Here is an 18,168-nt window from a genome sequence, read left to right as displayed (position 1 = left end):
GCTCGGCCGTGCGGGGGTGTAACCGTGGCGGCCGGGCGGGTGTTCCCGGCGGCTGCCGTGCGCCGCTAGCTCGGGGGTGCGGCGGCATGCCAGGTATAACGACCCCGCCGGGTCCCCGATTCCGCCGCCAGAGTGCCGCCGGCCACGGGACGCCACCGCCCAAACCGCCCAGACTGCCCACCCGAAACCGACATCCGCCACCGCCGGCGGTTGATCGACTCGATCGAGCACGATCATGCCCGCCGACACGTTCTGCACGGGATGTCCCTAGGGTGCCCGGGGCGGCGGGGTGCGTCGGGTGCGATCACCTGTGGTGGCTGTCTGTCGACTGGCCACAGGGAAGGTGGGACCGGCCGGTGGTTAGGCGGGGTCCGTTGCCTCGTTGGCCTGGGCGTGGCGTTCCAGCAGTCGCTGCCGGATCTCCTCCGGCGTGTACGCGCGCCGGCGTCGCTCGGCTCGGGCGATGACCACACCGGACGCTGCCACCCCGGCGAGGCCGGCGAGGCCGGCGAGGCCGGCGATCTTCCACCACCGCATTCGTTGCCGCATCGGCCTAGGCTAGTCCCTCATGAGCATCAGCCTGGATGAGGCCGTCGAGTTGACCCGCACCGGTGACGTGTGGGTGTTCCGGGGTCGTAGCGTGCCGGACCGGGCGATCCAGTTCACCACGAACAGTCCCGTCAACCACGTCGGAATGGCGGTGGTGCTGGACGACATGCCGCCGCTGATGTGGCACGCCGAGCTGGGCAAGTCCCTGCCGGACCTGTGGTCGGGCACGCACCAGCGCGGTGTGCAACTGCACGACCTGCGGGACGCGGTGTGCGTGTGGGCCAACCGGTACGGTCAGCGGGCCTGGCTGCGGCAGCTCGACCCGCCGGCCGAGGGCGAGATGGAGCGCGCTGTGCTGCGTACCGTCGCGCGGTTGGACGGTACGCCGTTCCCGTCGACTGCCCAGTTGGCCTGGCGGTGGGTGCGCGGTCGGGTGCCGTCGCTGCCGGGCCCTGGCCGGTCCGCACTCCGAGCCGTGTCGCGGGCCGCGCAGACGACCTGGGCCGCCCCGGCCGCTCCGGCCGCGTCGGGCACCCCGACCGCCCCCACCACCGGGGCCGACCCGGCCGCTGCGGGCGCTGCGGCCAGCCCGGGGACAACTGCCGCTCCGGCCAGCGCGGCTGCGCGGGAGAGGGCATTGGAGACGGCGTACTGCGCCGAGGTGGTGGCCGTGACGTACGAGGCGATGGGCCTGCTGCCTGCCGGTAAGCGTCCGAACTGGTACGACCCGGGGCGGTTCTGGAGTGGTGACGACCTGGGGTTGGCCTGTGGCGTCCGGTTGGGTACGGAGATCGAGGTGCGGGTTCCGCCCCGCTGAGGTTTGGCCCACCCGGCGAGCGGCAATTGCTGTCGCCGTGAACGCCTCCACGGATCTCGATACGCTGACCGGCTTCTTCGACCGGTACGGCGCCGCGTTGACCGCAGGCGACCTGCCGTCCCTCGGTGGCTGTTACGCGCTGCCCGGGTTGGTGGTGGCGGACACGTACAGCTTCTCGTTCACCTCGCTGGCGGCGGTAGCGCTGTCCTTCGTGGGCGCCGCGCCCGACTACCAGGACCGGGAGTTGAGCGCCGCGCACGCCCGGATCGAGGACGTGCAGCCGGTCTCGGCGCTGCTGACCCTGGTGTCGCTGGAGTGGGAGTTCCTGGACAGCCAGGGGCGTTCGGTGCCGGGGGAGCGGTACCGCTATCTGCTGCGTACGTCGGCTGAGGGACCGCTCATCTGCACGGTCGTCCGGATGGCCTGACCGCCGGCGGACCGGCGCGGCGGCCGAGCCGTTTTCCGCGCCAGGGGGGCCGGTCGGTCCGATCCGTACCCGCCCGGTTTCCGGTCGGGCCGGCGCTGGCTACGCTGTCGCGTCGGTGGGACGAGGGGAGACCTGATGGCGGTGGGGCCGGACGGCGCGGGAGGCCCGCGGACGGCGCGGGTCGTGGTATCGCTGCCGTGGATCGTGGTGCTGGTGGGCGTCTGCGCGCTGACGGTGCTGTTGGTGGTCGCGCTGCTGTCGTTCCGTACTCGGGAACGGGACAACTCGCCGCAGGCAGCGCCGCCGGTGTTCCTGCCGACGACGCCGGCTGCGGCCTCGTCGGCGCCGACTCCGGGTGGGTTGGAGCGGCGTACGGCGTCGCCGCGCACGTCGCGCAGCAGCCGGACGCCATCGCCGCGCGCCACGACCAGGTCGCCGTCGCCGGCCAGGACGAGCGCCGGAACGCTGGCGACGGCGGACGGTGCGGTGTCGGCTCGCTACCAGGTCGGTACGGACGGCTGGAACGCGACCGACGCCACGCTGGCGGTGACCAACGACTCGGACCGGCCGCTGGACTGGCGGGTGGAGCTGGCGTACGCGGACGACATGCGGGGCATGCGGGTGAGTGGCGCGGCGGGAATCTCGGTGTCCGCGCAGGGTGACGGCGGGTTCGTGCTCAGCGGCGGGGCGTCGTTGGCCCCGGGCGGCACGGAAACGGTGCGCCTGCGGCTGGGCTGGGACGGCTCCGCGGCGCGTCCGGTGCGGTGCACGGTCAACGGGGTCGACTGCCGGATCGGCTGACCGGGGGCGTAGTCCGGCGCCGGACGACGGACCGCCACCGGCGGGTCTGTCGTTGCCGCCGGCGCCACCTTCACCGGCATCTACCATCACCATCACCACGCCCGCGTCGGTGGCCACCCGCGCGGCGGTCACCGCGAAGGTGACCGGCGACCCGCTGGCCACCGTCACCGTGGCGGCCCGGGTGGCCGGCTGCCGGTGGACGTTGCTGGACCGTTCCGGCGAGTCGGAGACCCCGCGCGTGCTGACCATGACCCTGGACGCCCGCGGCCTGGGCGGGGCCTGACGTCGCTGACTGTCGTCTTCAACGGCACCCCGGCGACGACGAAGCAGACCGTGACCGGTCTGCGGGGGGCGGACGTGGCGCTGCACCCGGTGCTGGCGAAGTCGGCCGACCCGACGCTGCGGATGGCGTCGTTCGACCGGGCGGCAGGCACCTGCACGGTGCCGGCGCGCAGCGTGGCGGTGTTCGTACGCAAGTGAGCGGGGACCGGCCCCCGTCCGCGTCTCGCGGAAGGGGGCCGGCCCGATGGTGCGGTAGTCACCTCAAAGGTGATCAGGCGAAGCAGTTCTCGATGGCGCCGCCCGGGATGGCCAGGCAGTTCGTCGGGCGGTTCGCGGTGATCGCGGACTTGTCGTCCACGTTCACCGGCCCGAAGAAGGTGAACACACCGCCCGGCGCGAAGGTCGAGAAGTTGTAGGCGACCTTCGTCTTCGACAGGTTGACCTCGCCGAAGATGTTGAAGATGCCGCCGCCGACCCCGATCGGGCCGATGGCCCGGTTGCCGACGACCTCGCTGTCGCGCAGCGTGGTGACGCTGCCGGCGTTGAAGAGCCCGCCGCCGAAGAAGCCAGCGGTGTTGTCCTTGATGCTGCTCTTCTCGAACGTGACCGCGCTGTCGAAGGCGATGGCCACACCACCACCGACACCGGCGGTGCTGTTCTTCTCGACCGAGACGTTGTACAGGTTCAGCTGGCTGTCCGCCGCCGCCAGACCGCCACCGGCGAGGACCGCGGTGTTCGAGACGAACTTGGTCTCGTACGCCGTGGTGTTGCCCTCGATGTCGAGGTAGCCGCCGCCGAAGCCCAGCGTCTCGTTGTCGGTGATCTCGGCCTTCTTCAACTCGACGGTCCCACCGTCGACGTCGTCGGCGAAGATCCGCGCGGCGCCGTTGGAGATACCGCCACCACCGATGATGGCGGTGTTGTCGGTGATCTTCGACTCCTCGACCTTGAGCAGGCCGGCGTTGAACACACCGCCACCGAAGAAGAAGGCGGTGTTGCGGGTGACGGTGCTGTGCCAGATCTTCGTGGTGCCGAAGTTGGCCACGCCGCCGCCGTTGCCACCGGACTGGTTGAGGACGACCTCGGACTCGATGATCTCGGCGGTGCCGCCCGGCTGCACCAGGATGCCGGCACCGTCGTTCTCGTCCGGCTCCTCGACCAGCGGCGTGACGAGGCCCGGCGCCGCGTTCGTCGCGGCCTTCGGCGTCACCTTGGGCGCGGCTTTGAGGCCCGCCTTCGGGTTGGCCTGCCGGGTGGCGAGCGCCTGGTTCAGCGGAACGCCCGCCTTCACCTGCGCCGCGATCGCCTCGGAGTCCGAGTAGGACGCCCAGACGGCCGCCGGCTCGACGGCGTCGTACAGTTCGAGGGTCTGGCCACCCTTGATGGTCAGGCCCTTGATGGTGAGGTGCCCACCGCTGCCGACGTTGAGGATCCGGAAGTAGTCGGCCGTGGCTTCCCGGGCGATCGTCGTGTGCTCACCCTTCAGGGTGATGTTCTCGGTGATCACCGGGAGCCCGTTGCCCTGGTAGTCGTTGCGGCTCAGGTTGTAGGTGCAGCCCTTGGCCAGCTCCAGCACACCGCCGTGCTTGTTGTTGGCGAACACGATCGCCTGGATCAGCTTGTCGGTGTCGCAGGGCACCTCCTTCCCACGCTCGTGGTCCTTGTTCCGGTCCCGGTCCCTGTCGTTGTCCCGGTCCTTGTTCCGGTCGCGCCCCTCCTCGCCGTGCTGGTCGCCGTCCTTGCTGACCTGCGCGGTGTTCCAGTTCAGGCCGACCGCCCCGGCGCTGCCCGCGACGCCTACCGCCGCGAGGCTGATCACGCCCGTCAGACCGGCCACGCCGCTGGCGAGCCAGAGCTTGCGGCGGCGCTTGGCCGTCGCCCGCCCGGAGGCTTCGTTGTTCGTTAGGTAGTTGGACATCGGAGCTCTCTGCCCTCTCCTCGTACCAGACAGGGTCGCCGCCCTCAGACAGTCGTCCCCTGCTACAAATCGGTTGTAGCTCCCAAAAACACCGTATGAGAATGTTCCTCGCCTCGCGGCCTTATCCGAAACAACCCCACATTAGGTTCAGCTCCGGCATGGGGCGGTCGTGAGGCCCCGAGCAGGCACGGTTCTCCCCGTCGGGCGTCGGAAGGCCTCCGGGCCCCGGCCGGGCACGTCGCCCCCAAGCCGGGCCATCGGGCGCCTGACCAGCACAAATGGGTACGCCCCTCCGTGCCGTGACCGGCTCGGAGGGGCGCGCCCTCTATGTGGATCAGCCGTCCGTTCCCGGTCAGAAGCAGCCGGGGACGTTCAGGCAGTTGGTGGGGCGGTTGGCGGAAACCGCAGACTCGTCGTCCAGCCGCACGAAGCTGCCGAGACCGTTGGAGATCCCGCCGGGCGGCAGGGTGGCGACGTTGTACGTCACCTTCGTCCGGTGGAGGTTGATCTCCCCGCCGTCCGTGTTGTAGACGCCGCCGCCGCTGCCCGACGGACCGATGGCCCGGTTGCCCGACACCTCGCTGTCGCGCAGCGTGACGACGCTGTCCTCGTTGTAGAGGCCGGCGCCGAAGAACCCCGCGGTGTTGTCCTTGATGGCGGTGTCCTCGATCGTCGCGGTGCTGTCGAAGGCGATGGCCACACCGCCACCCACACCGGCCGTGCTGTTCCTGGCCACCGTTGCCTGCTTCAGGGTGAGCTGGCTGTCGGCCACGGCCACGCCGCCACCGGCCAGGACCGCCGTGTTGTCGGTGACCTTCGTGTCGTGCAGGGTCGTGGTGCCCTCGACGTCCAGGACGCCGCCGCCGAAGCCGAGCGTCTCGTTCTCGGTGACCTCGCTCTTGTAGACCCAGACCGCGCCGCCGTCGACGTCCTCGGTGAAGATCTCGGCCGCGCCGTTGGCGATGCCGCCGCCACCGATGATTCCGGTGTTGTCCTTGACCTTCGACTCGTCGACCTGGAGCACGCCGGCGTTGAAGATGCCGCCGCCGTAGAAGAAGGCGGTGTTGTGCGCGACGGTGCTCTTGCTGAGCCGCGCCGAACCGAAGTTCGCCAGCCCGCCGCCGTTGCCGCCGGACTGGTTGTAGAGCAGTTCGCTGTCCAGGATCTCCGCCTGGCCCCCGGGCTGTACGAGCACCCCAGCGCCGTCGTTGAACCCGGGCTCCTGCACCAGCGGCACAACCTCCGCGCCAGCCGCCACCGTCGGAGCCTTGGCCGTTGCCGTTGCGGCTGCCGGCTTGGCTGCCGGTGCCGTTGCGGCTGCTGGCTTGGCTGCCGCTGCTTTGGCTGGCTTGGCTTCCGCTGCCTTGGCCGCCTTGGCGGTTGCCGCTGCCTGCTTGGCTTCCGCTGCCTGCTTGGCCGCTGCCGTCGGTTCCGCGGCCTTGCCTGCTTCCGGCTTGGCCGTCGCAGCTTTCTTGGCCGCTGCCGCCTTAACCGCCGCAGCCTTGGTCGCTGCCTGCTTGGTCGTTGCCGCCTCGGTGGCCGTCGGCGTGGCCGTCGCCGCGGTGGTCCGGACCGAGGTCGAGTACGGCCCCCAGACCGTCGCCGCCTCCACGGTCACCGCCCGCTGGATGGTCTGTCCACCCTTGATGCTCAGGCCCTTGAGGGTGAGTTGCCCACCCGGGCCGACGTTCAGGATGCGGAAGAAGTCGGCGGTGGCCGCACGACCAATTGTCGTGTGCTCGCCCTTGAGAGTGATGGGCTCGGTGATCACCGGGAGGCCGTTGCCGTCCTGGTTGCGGGTCAGGGTGTACGTGCAGCCCTTCGCCAGCTCCAGCACACCTCCGTCGCCGTTGTTGGCGAAGGTGATCGCCTGGATCAGCTTGTCCGAGTCGCAGGGCACCTGCCTGGTGCGGTCCTTCTCGTCCCGCTTGTCGCCCTTGTCGGCGCGGTCGTCGAAACCACTCCAGTCGTCGCCACTCCACTCGTCGTTGCCGCCGCTCTCCTTGCCGCCGTTCTCCTTGCCGCTGTCGGCCTTCGCGCCGCCGTCGCTGACGTTCTGCCGGTTGGTCGACGGCTGGGCGTCGGACACCCGGTCGGAGGTGGGCTTGTCGTCCCGGGCGGCCACGCCGCCGAGGGCGGCCAGGCCGACCACCCCGGTCAGGCCGGCGACGCCGGCAACCCACAGGGCCCGTCGTCGTCGTGTCGGCGGAGCCGTCGAGGCCCCGCCGTCGGTACTCGTTACGTCGTTGGACATCAGAGCCTTCCGCCCTTCCTACTACCAGACGGGGTCGCACCGCCCGCAGCGTCACGACCGGCTACAAATGGGTTGTAGCCTCTGATGCCCACCGTATGAGAACTATCTTCGCGAGGCGGACGTATCCGAGAAAACCCCGCATATGCCTCAGGTTAGGGCACGAGCCCGGAACGGTCCGGCGGGACAGGAAGGGGTGTGAGCAGCTCAAACACCACGACGCTCCCCACGCCGGACGGCGTGGGGCGCTCGGTGTCGCTGGGCGCGATCGACTCGGTCCGGGCCGACGGCGAGGCGGCGACCTCCGGGGTCGGGCGTGGGGTGGGGCTGGGGGTCAGGCGGGCAGGCGGAGGCCGGCCTCGCGCTGCTCGGCCAGCCAGGTCTCCACCTCGTCGGAGGTGCGTGGCAGGCCCGCCGACAGGTTCACCGCGCCGGTCGCGGTGACCAGGACGTCGTCCTCGATCCGGATGCCGATGCCGCGCAGCTCGGCCGGGACCAGCTCGTCCTCGGGCTGGAAGTAGAGCCCCGGCTCGACGGTGAGCACGTAGCCCTCGCCCAGGGCGCCGTCGAGGTACGTCTCCTTGCGGGCGTTCGCGCAGTCGTGCACGTCGATGCCGAGCATGTGACCGAAGCCGTGCAGCGTCCAGCGCCGGTAGACCGACGACTTCTCGTCCATGGCCTCGTCCACGCTCACCGGCAGCAGGCCCAGGTCGGCCAGACCCTCGGCAAGCACCCGCATGCAGGTCAGGTGGACGTCCTTGAACTTCACGCCGGGGCGGATGGCGTCGATGCCGGCCTGCTGCGAGGCGTACACGATGTCGTAGACCTGGCGTTGCAGGGCGGTGAACCGGCCGTTGACCGGCAGCACCCGGGTCACGTCGGCGGTGTAGAGGTTGCGCCCCTCGACCCCCATGTCCATCAGCAGCAGGTCACCCGGACGGGTGGCGCCGTGGTTGTGCACCCAGTGCAGGATCGTGGCGTGCTCGTCGGCGCCGACGATCGAGCCGTACCCGACGTCGTTGCCGTCGTGGCGGGCGCGCAGCGCGAAGATGCCCTCCAGGAGCCGCTCGGAGACGGCCCGGTCGGCCGGCAGGACGCGGGCCACGTCCTCGAAGCCGCGGACGGTGGCGTCGATCGCGTCCTGGAGCTGGCCGATCTCCCACTCGTCCTTGACCAGCTTCAGCTCCGAGATGGCGATGGCCAGCTCCCGGTCGCGGGCCGGCTGGCCCTCGGCGCGCGGTCCGTCGTAGGAACGCACGGCCGCGTCCACCTGGGCGTCGAAACCGCGCAACACCCGGGTACGCGCCGGTGCCAGGTCGGCCAGCGCCGCCTCCAGGCCGGTGAGGTCGGCGGTGGGCAGGCCCAGTTCGGTGGACTTCTCGCCGAGGGTGTGTCGCCGACCCACCCACAGCTCACCGTGCCGGCTGCGGAAGAACTCGTCGGTCTCCCGCGACGAGCGGGGCCGCATGTACAGCGTCGCGTCGTGCCCCGAGCCGTTCGGGCGCAGCACGAGCACGCTGTCCGGGTCGTGGTCGCCGGTCAGGTAGGCGAAGTCGCTGCCCGGCCGGAACGGGTACGCGGTGTCGTTGGCGCGGACCTTCTCGCCGCCGGTCGGAATCACCAGCGTCTCGCCGGGGAAGGCGGCGGAGAGCGCGGCGCGCCGCTTGGCGTAGTTGGGGACCTCGGGGCGCGGCGTGACGGGGAGTTCGCTGTCGCGCCAGCCCTGCCGCATGAACGACAGGAACGCCTCCGGGAAGTCCGGATCGTGCGATTCCGTGCCGTCTGTCGGCGTACCGTCGGTGCGTTCCTCGGTCATTGCGCCGCTCCCTTCCGCTCGTGGCTGGTCCCGACGGTACCGCGCGCCCGGTTCGCGGTGGTGGCGGCCGAGAGCGCCGCGGAACGACGGACGGCTGCGACGGGCCGACAGGCCGCGTGGAAAGATGACGACCATGTGCGGACTCCTGGCCTTCTTCAGCGCGAACGGCAACGCCGCCGCGCACCGCGACCACATCGCCGGAGCATTGGAATGCCTGCACCACCGCGGCCCCGACGAGACAGGGGTCGAGGTGGTCGGCGACGCGTCCGGCCGGTACGCGGACGGAGTGTTCGCCCACAAGCGGCTCGCCATCATCGACGTTGCGTCGAGCCACGAGCCGCTGCCCTACGCGAACGGCCGTTACCTGCTGACCTTCAACGGTGAGATCTACAACTACATCGAGCTGCGCGACGAGCTCGTCCGGAACTTCGGCGCGCAGTTCGCCACCGCCGGTGACGGCGAGGTGATCGTCGCCGGCTACCACTTCTGGGGCGAGCAGGTGCTCACCCGGCTGCGGGGCATGTTCGCCTTCGTCATCTGGGACCGGCAGGAACGGCGCGCGTTCGGCGCCCGCGACTACTTCGGTATCAAGCCGCTGCACTACCTGGAGACCGCGGACGGCCTCTATCTGGCGTCGGAGAAGAAGGCGCTGCTGCCGTTCGCGCACAGCAACTACCAGGGCGACGCGGGTGTGGACCCGGCCAACCTGAGCCACTACCTGACCCTGCAGTACGTTCCCGAGCCCGGCACCCTACACAAGGGCATCAGCCGCATCGGCTCGGGAGAGTACCTGACCTGGTCCCCGGGCGGGCGCATCGACGTACGCCGGTGGTACCGGCCGGTGTTCCGGCCCGCGCCGGTCGACGACGAGCAGAAGCTCTACCACGAGATCCGGGAGACGCTGCGCGAGAGCGTCCGCATGCACATGCGCTCGGACGTGCCGGTCGGGTCGTTCCTCTCCAGTGGCATCGACTCGACCGCGGTCGTCGCGCTGGCCCGCGAGTTCAACCCGAACATCCTGACCTTCACCGTCGGCTACGACGTGCCGGGATATTCGGAGATCGACGTAGCCCAGGACTCGGCGCGGCACCTGGACGTCACCACCATCCCCACCAAGATCGGTCCGCAGGACATGATCGACGCGCTGCCGAAGATCGTCTGGCACCTGGACGACCCGGTGGCGGACCCGGCGCTGGTGCCGCTGTACTTCGTGGCGAAGAAGGCCGCCGAGCACGTCACCGTGGTGCTCTCCGGTGAGGGGGCCGACGAGTTCTTCGGCGGTTACACCATCTACCGGGAGCCGCTGTCGCTGGGCACCGTCAACGGTCTGCCCGGGGGCGTGCAGAAGGGCCTGCGGGCGGTCTCGAAGGCGATCCCGCAGGGCGTCAAGGGCAAGAGCTTCCTGGAGCGCGGCACCACGCCGATCGAGGAGCGGTACTACGGCAACGCGCGGATGTTCACCGAGGAGGAGAAGCAGCACCTGCTGCGTCGCTACGACCCCGCCGTGCGCTACACCGACGTGACCGCCCCGATCTACGCCGAGTGCACCGAGCTGGACGACGTCACCAAGATGCAGTACGTCGACCTCTACACCTGGCTGCGCGGCGACATCCTGGTCAAGGCCGACCGGATCTCGATGTCGCACTCGCTGGAGGTGCGGGTGCCGTTCCTCGACCGTGAGGTGTTCGACGTCGCCGCGAAGATCCCGGTGGACCTGAAGCTGCCGCCGCGCTCCGACGCGACGAAGTACGCGATGCGCCAGGCGTTGCAGGGTGTCGTGCCGCCGGCCATCGTGAACCGCAAGAAGCTGGGCTTCCCGACCCCCACCCGGGTCTGGCTGCGTGGCGAGATGTACGAGTGGGCCCGGCACGTGTTGAGCACCTCCGGCGCGGGTGACCTGCTCGACCTGTCGTACGCGCTGCGGCTCCTCGACGAGCACAAGCGGGAGGAGGCCGACCACTCCCGCAAGGTGTGGACGGTGCTGATCTTCTGCATCTGGCACGCGATCTTCGTGGCCAAGACGCTCGACCCGGGCATCCAGCGCAACCAGTCGGCTCTGCTGACGAAGCCGGTGGTCGGCTCCATGGTCCGCTGACCCGCGACCCCACGCTGTCGATCAAGAGGTTTGCGTCTCCCGGAGTCACTCGGGTGACGCAAGCCTCTTGATCATTTCAGGGATACCTCAGCGGCGGGCGCAGGTGACCGTTGGGATGCCGTTCGTTCCTGTGCTGCTGGCAAGGAAGCCGAACGTGGTCGCGCCCTCCGGTGCGATCGTGCCGTTGTACGGGACGTTCGTCGCCGTCACCGACGCGCCGGACGTCGTCTGGGTGGCGCTCCAGATCTGACTGATCGCCTGCCCGTTGGGCCAGGTCCAGCTCGCGGTCCAGCCGGCGAACGGCGTACTGCCGTGGTTCATGATCGTGACTTCGCCCTGGAAACCGCCCTGCCAGGTGCTGGTCACCTTGTAGACGGCCATGCAGTCACCGCCGGACGGCGGCGGCGTGGTGGGCGGCGGGGTGGTCGGCGGCGGGGTGGTGGGCGGCGGGGTGGTGGGCGGGGGAGTGGTGGGCGGCGGGGTGGTCGGGTTCGACCCGCCCGGACCCACACCGGTCACCTGACCGCTGCCACCGTCGAAGGTCACGTCGGAGCAGCCGAAGAAGTTCTCCTGCGAGTCCGAGCGCACCCAGCGGGAGTAGATGATGTGCCGGCCGCTCTTGCCCGACGGCAGGTTGCCGCTGAAGTAGTAGTGCCCGTCGTTGGTGCCGACGCCGCCGCGCTGCGGCGGGTTGGTCACCGTCAGGAACGGCTCCTCCAGGTCACTCCAGGCCAGCGCCCGGGTCGGGCTCCAGCTGTCCTTCGTGACGTAGAAGTAGAAGGTGCCCGGGTGGTGCGCCCAGTTGCTGTACCGGAAGTCCAGCCGCGCGCCGGAGGTCAGATGGGTCAACGGCCAGTCGGTGCGGGGCAGGTCGTAGCCCCGGTAGCCGCTGTTGCCACCACTGCACAGCTGCCCGTCCGGAATGAAGCCGGTGGTACGGCCACCGGCGTCCGAGCGCAGCACGCTGAACCAGTTGTAGAGCGAGTTCGTCCCGCTCTGCGCCACCGCGGCGGCGCACGCGGGGTTGTTCGGCCTGATCTCACCGGTCTGGCTGAGGCCGTCCTGCCAGCACAGGTACGTTCGGCTGCCCGGTGTCATCGCCGCGCCGTGCGCGGCCGCCGGTTGCGGACTGGACGCGAGGGCCACGGCGCCCAGAGCAAAGGTCAGGGCCGCGGTGAGCACTGCGGCCGTACGGGAACGGTTCACGGGTTCTCCTGACTCGCGAGGCGTGCCGCCCGAGCCGCCCCGCCGCAAGCGGATACGACGATCACCCTGGCGGGCCCCGGCAGAAGATCGGCCGGCGGACACGCGCCATCGACGGTCCTGTCCTGGACCGGTGCCCTCGCGTCTAACAACCCGGCAACCGGCGGCGCGGCAGCCCTCGCACCGCCCGGTACGCGTCATCCCACCACGTCGTCCGTCGCCTACGCAATAGTCGATCCTCGATGCGCCAAACAGGGCTGGCGCCCGCGGACTCCGCCGACTCCCGATTGGACCGACCGACTCGCACCTACCTGGCCACCGTGCTCGCCACCGGGCGGTCCGTGCCGCAGCCGCCCGGCGCCACCATGCTCGTCTCCGCCGACGGCACGGTCACCGGCGTGCCACTGCTGGCGCTGGCCCTGCGCCAACCGCTGGCCTGCGTGGGCGCGATGGGTTCGCGGCGCACCCACGACGAGCGGCACAAGCTCCTGCGCGAGGAGGGACTCGGCCCCGAGCAGCTCGACCGGCTCGCCTCGCCGATCGGGCTGGACCTCGGTGGTCGTACCCCCGAGGAGACCGCGGTCAGCGTGGCCGCGCAGATCGTCGCCGCCCGCTGGGGCGGCAGCGGCCGCCCCCTGGCCGCGCCCGACGGACCGATCCACCACCCGGGCTGAGCGCGGCCCGGGCCTTCGCCGCTCGCCGGGCCGCGCGCTGTGCCAGCCTGGTGCCAGACGGCCGTCGCGGCCGCCGACGACGAGGGGGACTCCGATGGGGTACGCGGTGGTGCTCGGCGAGGCGCTCGTCGACCTGCTCGACAGCGAACTCGACGGGGAACGGGTCTACCGGCAGGCCATCGGTGGCGGCCCGCTCAACGTCGCCGTCGGGGTGACCAGGCTCGGCGGGGCGGCACAGTTCGTCGGCTCGCTCGGCGACGACGTGCTGGGCGGGCGAATCCGCGGCTTCCTGACCGAGGTCGGGGTCGGCCTGGCCGGTGCGGTCACGGTCTCCGCGCCGACCACGCTCGCGGTGGTGACGTACGCCGGCGCGGAACCCGACTTCCGCTTCTACGGCGAGCCGCCCTCCTACGGGCTCCTCGGCCCGGACGAGCTGGACCTGGCGCTGACGGAGGGCGCGGACGTGCTCTACTGCGGCTCGATCGTGCTGCTCGAGCCGGGCACGCTGGCCGCCGCCCGCAGGGCGTGGTCGCTCGCCACCGGTCTGCGGGTGCTCGACCCGAACGTCCGCCCGCGACTGCTCGACGGGCCGGCCGCGCTGGACGGGCTGCGGCAGGTGGTGGCGGAGTTCGCCGCGGGCGCGCACCTGGTCAAGTTGAGCAGCGCCGACGCCGGGCTGCTCTATCCGGGTGAGCCGGTCGAGGGGGTCGCCGCGTACCTGCGGGAGCTGGGGGCCTCCACCGTGGTGGTGACGCTCGGCGCGGCCGGCGCGGTGCTGGCCGCCGCCGAGGCCGACCCGGTGCGGGTGCCGGCCCCGAAGGTCGATGCCGTCGACGCCACCGGCGCCGGCGACTCGGTCATGGCCGCGTTGATCGCCGATCTGCTGCGCGACGGCGAGCCGGCCGACCCGGCGGGCTGGGTCGAGTCGGTGGCGTTCGCGCTGCGGGTCGCCGGCCTGGTCTGCGAGTCGCCGGGCGGGGCCACCGCCATGCCCACCCGCGCGGACGTCGAACGCCGCTTCGGCATCTGAGGGCGGTGACGGCTGGTTGACGGTCGCGTCATGTGAACGTTAAAGCCCGCCGGAGCGGGCGCTCGCCTGGGACAACGGAGCGGCCAGCACTCCACCGATGGGGTGGAACAGCTACGACTCGTTCAACTGGAGCGTCACCGAGGCCGACGTACGGGCCAACGCCGACTACATGGGCACCAACCTGCGGCAGTTCGGCTGGCAGTACGTGGTGATCGACTGGGCCTGGTACTACCCCGGGCGACACGACAACAGCCCCAACCAGGACTCCAACCTGCAACCCCGGCTTGGCATGGACGCCAACGGGCGGCTGCTACCGGACACCACCCGGTTCCCCTCCGCTGCGGGCGGCAACGGGTTCAAGCCCCTGGCCGACTACATCCACGCGCAGGGGCTGAAGGTCGGGGTCCACCTGATGCGGGGCATCCCCCGCCAGGCGGTCGCCGACAACGTCCCGATCCTCGGCACCACCTGCCGCGCCAACCAGATCAACAACTCCACCACCGCGACCTGGCTCAACCTCATGTGGGGCCTCAACATGTCCAACCCCTGCGCGCAGAGCTACCTGGACTCGGTGTTCCAACTGCTGGCGTCCTGGGGGATCGACTTCGTGAAGGTGGACGACATCGCCGCCCCGACCTACCGGCAGGCGGAGGTCGAGGGCTACAAGCTGGCCATCCAGCACAGCGGCCGTCCGATGGTGCTGAGCCTGTCGCCCGGCGCGACCCCGCTGGCCAGTGGAGGCCACGTCCAGGCCAACGCGCACATGTGGCGGATCGTCAACGACCTGTGGGACAACTGGTCGTCCGTCGACGCCCTCTTCGACCAACTCCGCAACTGGACCCCGTACCGCGCCACCGGTGCCTGGCCCGACCCGGACATGATCCCCATCGGCCGGCTCTCCAAGTACGGTCCGGTCGGCTCACCGCGATACTCCAACCTGACCTCGGACGAGCAGCGCACCCTGATGACGCTCTGGGCGATCAACCGGGCGCCGCTGATGTGGGGCGGCAACCTGGCCGAGAACCGCGCCTCGGATCTGGCGTTGATGACCAACGCCGCGGTGCTGGCCGTCGACCAGAACAGCGCGAACAACCGTCAGCTCTCCGGCGGCACCCGGCAGGCGTGGACCGCCGACGTGCCGGGCAGCACCGACCGCTATCTCGCCCTGTTCAACCGCGAGAGCGGCACGGCGAACGTCTCGGTCAACCTGGCCGACCTCGGGATGGGATCGGCCGCCGTGACCGACCTGTGGTCCGGCGCGGCGCTCGGCACGGTCAACGGGACCCTCACGCGCTCCCTCCCGGCCCACGGCGCCGGGCTGTACCGGCTGACCCCCGGAAGCACCGTGCCGGTCCCGACCGCGTACACCCTCACCGCCCAGCACAGCGGGAAGCTGCTGGACGTCTCCAACAACGCGACGAACGACGGCGCCGACATCGTGCAGTGGGCCGCGAACGGGCAGCCCAACCAGCGGTGGCGGTTCCAGGACGCCGGCGGCGGCTACCAGACGGTGCTCAGCGCGCACAGCGGCAAGTGCCTCGACGTGTATGGCGGCGCGGGCGCCACCGCCGACGGAGTCCGGGTCACCCAGTGGACCTGTAACGGGGGCACCAACCAGCAGTGGCGCGTACAGGATCTCGGCACGGGCGCCGTGCAGCTCATCGCCCGGCACAGCGGCAAGTGCCTGACCATCCTCAACGCCGCCACCACCGACGGCGCCCGCGCCGTCCAGTCCACCTGCACGACCGGCACCCACCAACAGTGGCGGCGCACCGGGGTGTAGACATGCCCTTCCTCGTGCCGATCTTGCACTTTCTGCGCCGACATTGCCCCGGACAAGGGACTTATCGGCAACCGAAAGTGCAAGATCGGCGTGGGCGGAAGGCGGCGTGGCGAGCCCGGATGCTCAGCCTTCGCCGTTGAGCTCCCGGTAGCCGCGGCGGGCGGCGATCAGGGCAGCTCGGGCGCCGAAGGGCGCCTCGGCGGCCACCCGCTCCGGGAGCGCGTCGCCGGTGTGCGCGGCCCGGATCAGCCAGGCCAGCCGCACCAGCTCCGCGTGCTGGGCACGGACGAACCCGACGTCCACCGGATCGCCGTGACCGGGCACGACGACCGTGCGCGCCGTCGTCAGCCGCAGCAGGTCCGCGACCGCGTCCGGCCACTGCAGGGGGTACGAGTCCTCGAAGGCGGGCGGACCACTCTGCTCCACCAGGTCGCCGGCGACGAGCACATCCGCGTCGGGCACGTGCACCACCAGATCGGCGTCGGTGTGCCCACGCCCCGGGTGCCGCAGCACCACCCGCCGGCCGCCCAGGTCGAGCGTCGTCTCCGTGTGCACCGTGTGCGTCGGGGCCAGCAGCGGGGTGTCGGCCAGGTCGGCGGCCAGCTCCGGGTGCTCCGCGCGCACCTCCTCGTACGCCTCCCGGCGCAGCCGCTCCGGCTCCTCGCGCAGCACGGCGGCGGCCCGCTCGTGCGCGTACACCGGGCGGGCCGGGTCGCCGGCCAGGACGGCGTTGCCGAAGCAGTGGTCGTAGTGGTGGTGCGTGTTGACCAGGGTCAGCGGATGGTCGGTGATCGCCCGGACGGCCGCAGCGAGCTCGGTGGCCTGCCCGGCCGAGGAGAGCGTGTCCACCAGCAGCGCCTCGTCGTCGCCGACGACGAGCGTGACGTTGACCCGCAGCAGGGGCTCGCCACGCACGTACACCCGATCGGCGACCTCGACGAACCCGGCGCTCACGACGACCGCCCGGCCCGGTCGACGAAGCGTTGCCGGACTACCAGGAGCCGGTCCACCCGGCCCCGCGCCACCGTCTGGTCGCCGTCGGCGACGGTCACCTCGAACGACAACCGGCGACCGTCGACGGTCGCCAGCAGCGCCTGCGCCCGCACCGTGCGGCCCACCACAGTCGGCGCGAGGTGCTCCAGCTCGACCCGGATGCCCACTGTCGTCGATCCGGGCGGCATCGCGCCGGCCGTGGCCGCGACGGTGGCGGCCTCCGCGAGCGCGAGCGCCCGGGGTGTGCCCAGCACCGGTACGTCCCCCGAACCGACCGCCTGGGCGGTGTCCGCGTCGGTGACGGTCAGCTCGACCTGGGCGGTCAGACCCGGCGCGAAGGCCGGCTCGGGCTGCTCCTGCATGGTCGTCAGCCTAGGTGTTCCCCAAGCCTGCCGAGCAGGCGCCCGGCGATCCCGGCGCCGCCCCTGCGGGTGGTACCCGTCGGTCGATGCCGTAGCCGTCGTTAACCTTGACCGCGATGGCCGTCGTGACTGACCCCCAGCCCCCCGCCCGGACCGACCCACCCGCGTCCCCGGACGCGGGCCGCCGGCGCATCGTCGCCATGACGATCTGGGCGGTCGCCTTCGTCGCCGCCTGGCTCGGCATCGGTCTACCCACCGACCCGGCGTACGCCTTCGTGTGGATCTGGCTCGGGACCATCGCCTGGAACAGCGACCGCCCGTGGCGCAGCCACCTGCGCTTCGCCCGGGACTGGGTGCCGGTGGTGCTGCTGCTGGCCGCGTACAACCTTTCGCGCGGGTTCGCCGACAACGGCGCCACCCCGCACGCCATGGAGCTGATCGTCGCCGACCGGTTCATGTTCGGCTGGGCCACCGGCGGGGAGGTGCCCACCGTCTGGTTGCAGGAGCACCTCTACCGCCCCCAGGTGCACTGGTGGGACATCGCGGCGAGCTGGGTGTACTTCTCGCACTTCATAGTGGCGCTGGCCGCCGCCGCAGTGCTCTGGATGCGCGACCGACACCGTTGGGCCGCCTACATGCGGCGCTGGGGTTTCCTGTGCGCCGCCGGCCTGGCCACCTACTTCATCTACCCGGCCGCCCCGCCCTGGTGGGCCGCGCAGAACGGCCTGCTCACCGAGGTCGCGCGGATCTCCACCCGGGGCTGGAAGGCGTTCGGCATGCACGGCGCCGGCAACGTGCTCAATGCCGGACAGATCGCCTCGAACCCGGTCGCCGCGATGCCGTCGCTGCACACCGCGTTTGCGCTGTTCGTGGTGCTGTTCTTCCTGCACACCACCCGCCGCCGCTGGTGGCCGCTGCTGCTCGCGTACCCCCTGGCGATGACCTTCACCCTGGTCTACTCCGGCGAGCACTATGTGATCGACGTGCTGGTGGGCTGGACGTACGTCGGGCTGACCTACCTGGTCGTCGGCCTGGCCGAGCGCGGCTGGAGGTCGCTGCGCGCCCGCCAAGCCACCGAGCCCCCCACCACCGGGCCCCCGCCCCCGCGGGCCGAAACCCCAACCCCGCCGATCCCGGCCAACCACTAACGAGGCCCGGCCTCCGGGC

The 18,168-nt window shown here is 71.1% G+C and carries 15 protein-coding genes and 1 pseudogene; 9 read left to right on the top strand and 7 right to left on the bottom strand.

Features of this window, described 5'->3' with window-relative positions; genetic code table 11:
• Positions 1-360 precede the first annotated feature (360 nt).
• Positions 361-549, bottom strand: coding sequence for a hypothetical protein (locus ACLQ24_RS16930; RefSeq protein ID WP_425892688.1), 189 nt, complete (start codon positions 547-549; stop codon positions 361-363).
• Between the two features lie 19 nt (positions 550-568).
• Here ACLQ24_RS16930 and ACLQ24_RS16925 point away from each other — a divergent pair, with 19 nt between their 5' ends.
• From ACLQ24_RS16925 to ACLQ24_RS16910, 4 genes and pseudogenes are all read left to right on the top strand, one after another.
• Positions 569-1,366 (top strand): hypothetical protein, encoded by a 798-nt coding sequence (locus ACLQ24_RS16925; protein WP_425892687.1) that lies wholly within the window; start codon positions 569-571, stop codon positions 1,364-1,366.
• 37 nt (positions 1,367-1,403) lie between these two features.
• Positions 1,404-1,793, top strand: coding sequence for a hypothetical protein (locus tag ACLQ24_RS16920; RefSeq protein ID WP_425892686.1), 390 nt, complete (start codon positions 1,404-1,406; stop codon positions 1,791-1,793).
• 135 nt (positions 1,794-1,928) lie between these two features.
• Positions 1,929-2,594 carry a cellulose binding domain-containing protein gene (locus tag ACLQ24_RS16915; RefSeq protein WP_425892685.1) on the top strand — a complete coding sequence of 222 codons (666 nt, stop codon included), beginning with the start codon at positions 1,929-1,931 and terminating at the stop codon, positions 2,592-2,594.
• A gap of 214 nt (positions 2,595-2,808) precedes the next feature.
• Positions 2,809-3,074: pseudogene (locus tag ACLQ24_RS16910) on the top strand (alpha-1,6-glucosidase domain-containing protein); the annotation flags it as partial.
• Positions 3,075-3,147: 73 nt separating this feature from the next.
• Here ACLQ24_RS16910 and ACLQ24_RS16905 read toward each other — a convergent pair.
• The 3 genes from ACLQ24_RS16905 to ACLQ24_RS16895 form a co-directional block, all read right to left on the bottom strand.
• Positions 3,148-4,794, bottom strand: coding sequence for a hypothetical protein (locus tag ACLQ24_RS16905; RefSeq protein ID WP_425892684.1), 1,647 nt, complete (start codon positions 4,792-4,794; stop codon positions 3,148-3,150).
• A 352-nt stretch (positions 4,795-5,146) separates the two neighbouring features.
• Entirely contained in the window at positions 5,147-7,048 is a 1,902-nt protein-coding gene (locus tag ACLQ24_RS16900; RefSeq protein WP_425892683.1) for a hypothetical protein, read from the bottom strand.
• A gap of 331 nt (positions 7,049-7,379) precedes the next feature.
• Complete coding sequence (locus ACLQ24_RS16895; protein WP_425892682.1) at positions 7,380-8,861, bottom strand: aminopeptidase P family protein; 1,482 nt, start codon at positions 8,859-8,861, stop codon at positions 7,380-7,382.
• 133 nt (positions 8,862-8,994) lie between these two features.
• On the opposite strand from ACLQ24_RS16895, the gene asnB reads away from it, so the two are divergent.
• Positions 8,995-10,956, top strand: coding sequence for an asparagine synthase (glutamine-hydrolyzing) (asnB, locus tag ACLQ24_RS16890; RefSeq protein ID WP_425892680.1), 1,962 nt, complete (start codon positions 8,995-8,997; stop codon positions 10,954-10,956).
• 87 nt (positions 10,957-11,043) lie between these two features.
• Here the strand turns inward: asnB and ACLQ24_RS16885 are convergent, their stop codons facing one another.
• Positions 11,044-12,162 (bottom strand): lytic polysaccharide monooxygenase, encoded by a 1,119-nt coding sequence (locus tag ACLQ24_RS16885; RefSeq protein WP_425892678.1) that lies wholly within the window; start codon positions 12,160-12,162, stop codon positions 11,044-11,046.
• A gap of 284 nt (positions 12,163-12,446) precedes the next feature.
• Here ACLQ24_RS16885 and ACLQ24_RS16880 point away from each other — a divergent pair, with 284 nt between their 5' ends.
• From ACLQ24_RS16880 to ACLQ24_RS16870, 3 genes are all read left to right on the top strand, one after another.
• Positions 12,447-12,833 carry an XdhC family protein gene (locus ACLQ24_RS16880; RefSeq protein ID WP_425892676.1) on the top strand — a complete coding sequence of 129 codons (387 nt, stop codon included), beginning with the start codon at positions 12,447-12,449 and terminating at the stop codon, positions 12,831-12,833.
• A gap of 94 nt (positions 12,834-12,927) precedes the next feature.
• Positions 12,928-13,863, top strand: coding sequence for a carbohydrate kinase family protein (locus ACLQ24_RS16875; RefSeq protein ID WP_425892674.1), 936 nt, complete (start codon positions 12,928-12,930; stop codon positions 13,861-13,863).
• A gap of 97 nt (positions 13,864-13,960) precedes the next feature.
• A complete protein-coding gene (locus ACLQ24_RS16870) occupies positions 13,961-15,646 on the top strand; it encodes an alpha-galactosidase (RefSeq protein ID WP_425892672.1) in 1,686 nt (561 codons plus the stop codon).
• 123 nt (positions 15,647-15,769) lie between these two features.
• Here the strand turns inward: ACLQ24_RS16870 and ACLQ24_RS16865 are convergent, their stop codons facing one another.
• Entirely contained in the window at positions 15,770-16,600 is an 831-nt protein-coding gene (locus ACLQ24_RS16865; RefSeq protein WP_425892670.1) for an MBL fold metallo-hydrolase, read from the bottom strand.
• Positions 16,597-17,001, bottom strand: coding sequence for a thioesterase family protein (locus tag ACLQ24_RS16860; protein ID WP_425892668.1), 405 nt, complete (start codon positions 16,999-17,001; stop codon positions 16,597-16,599). The genes ACLQ24_RS16865 and ACLQ24_RS16860 overlap by 4 nt, the downstream gene beginning before the upstream one ends.
• A 116-nt stretch (positions 17,002-17,117) precedes the next feature.
• On the opposite strand from ACLQ24_RS16860, the gene ACLQ24_RS16855 reads away from it, so the two are divergent.
• Positions 17,118-18,149 (top strand): phosphatase PAP2 family protein, encoded by a 1,032-nt coding sequence (locus ACLQ24_RS16855; RefSeq protein WP_425892666.1) that lies wholly within the window; start codon positions 17,118-17,120, stop codon positions 18,147-18,149.
• Positions 18,150-18,168: the final 19 nt, after the last annotated feature.

Source organism: Micromonospora sp. DT4, from assembly GCF_049841675.1.
GTDB lineage: Bacteria > Actinomycetota > Actinomycetes > Mycobacteriales > Micromonosporaceae > Micromonospora.
The sequence above is the reverse complement of the archived record's forward strand: the minus strand, read 5'-3'. Positions and strand labels throughout refer to the sequence as shown.

Bases quoted from the DNA above. Each gene is read 5' to 3' on its own strand.
- ACLQ24_RS16930 (WP_425892688.1), bottom strand. From the start codon at position 549: ATGCGGCAACGAATGCGGTGGTGGAAGATCGCCGGCCTCGCCGGCCTC.
- ACLQ24_RS16925 (WP_425892687.1), top strand. From the start codon at position 569: ATGAGCATCAGCCTGGATGAGGCCGTCGAGTTGACCCGCACCGGTGAC.
- ACLQ24_RS16915 (WP_425892685.1), top strand. From the start codon at position 1,929: ATGGCGGTGGGGCCGGACGGCGCGGGAGGCCCGCGGACGGCGCGGGTC.
- ACLQ24_RS16905 (WP_425892684.1), bottom strand. From the start codon at position 4,794: ATGTCCAACTACCTAACGAACAACGAAGCCTCCGGGCGGGCGACGGCC.
- ACLQ24_RS16900 (WP_425892683.1), bottom strand. From the start codon at position 7,048: ATGTCCAACGACGTAACGAGTACCGACGGCGGGGCCTCGACGGCTCCG.
- ACLQ24_RS16895 (WP_425892682.1), bottom strand. From the start codon at position 8,861: ATGACCGAGGAACGCACCGACGGTACGCCGACAGACGGCACGGAATCG.
- asnB (WP_425892680.1), top strand. From the start codon at position 8,995: ATGTGCGGACTCCTGGCCTTCTTCAGCGCGAACGGCAACGCCGCCGCG.
- ACLQ24_RS16875 (WP_425892674.1), top strand. From the start codon at position 12,928: ATGGGGTACGCGGTGGTGCTCGGCGAGGCGCTCGTCGACCTGCTCGAC.
- ACLQ24_RS16870 (WP_425892672.1), top strand. From the start codon at position 13,961: ATGGGGTGGAACAGCTACGACTCGTTCAACTGGAGCGTCACCGAGGCC.
- ACLQ24_RS16860 (WP_425892668.1), bottom strand. From the start codon at position 17,001: ATGCAGGAGCAGCCCGAGCCGGCCTTCGCGCCGGGTCTGACCGCCCAG.
- ACLQ24_RS16855 (WP_425892666.1), top strand. From the start codon at position 17,118: ATGGCCGTCGTGACTGACCCCCAGCCCCCCGCCCGGACCGACCCACCC.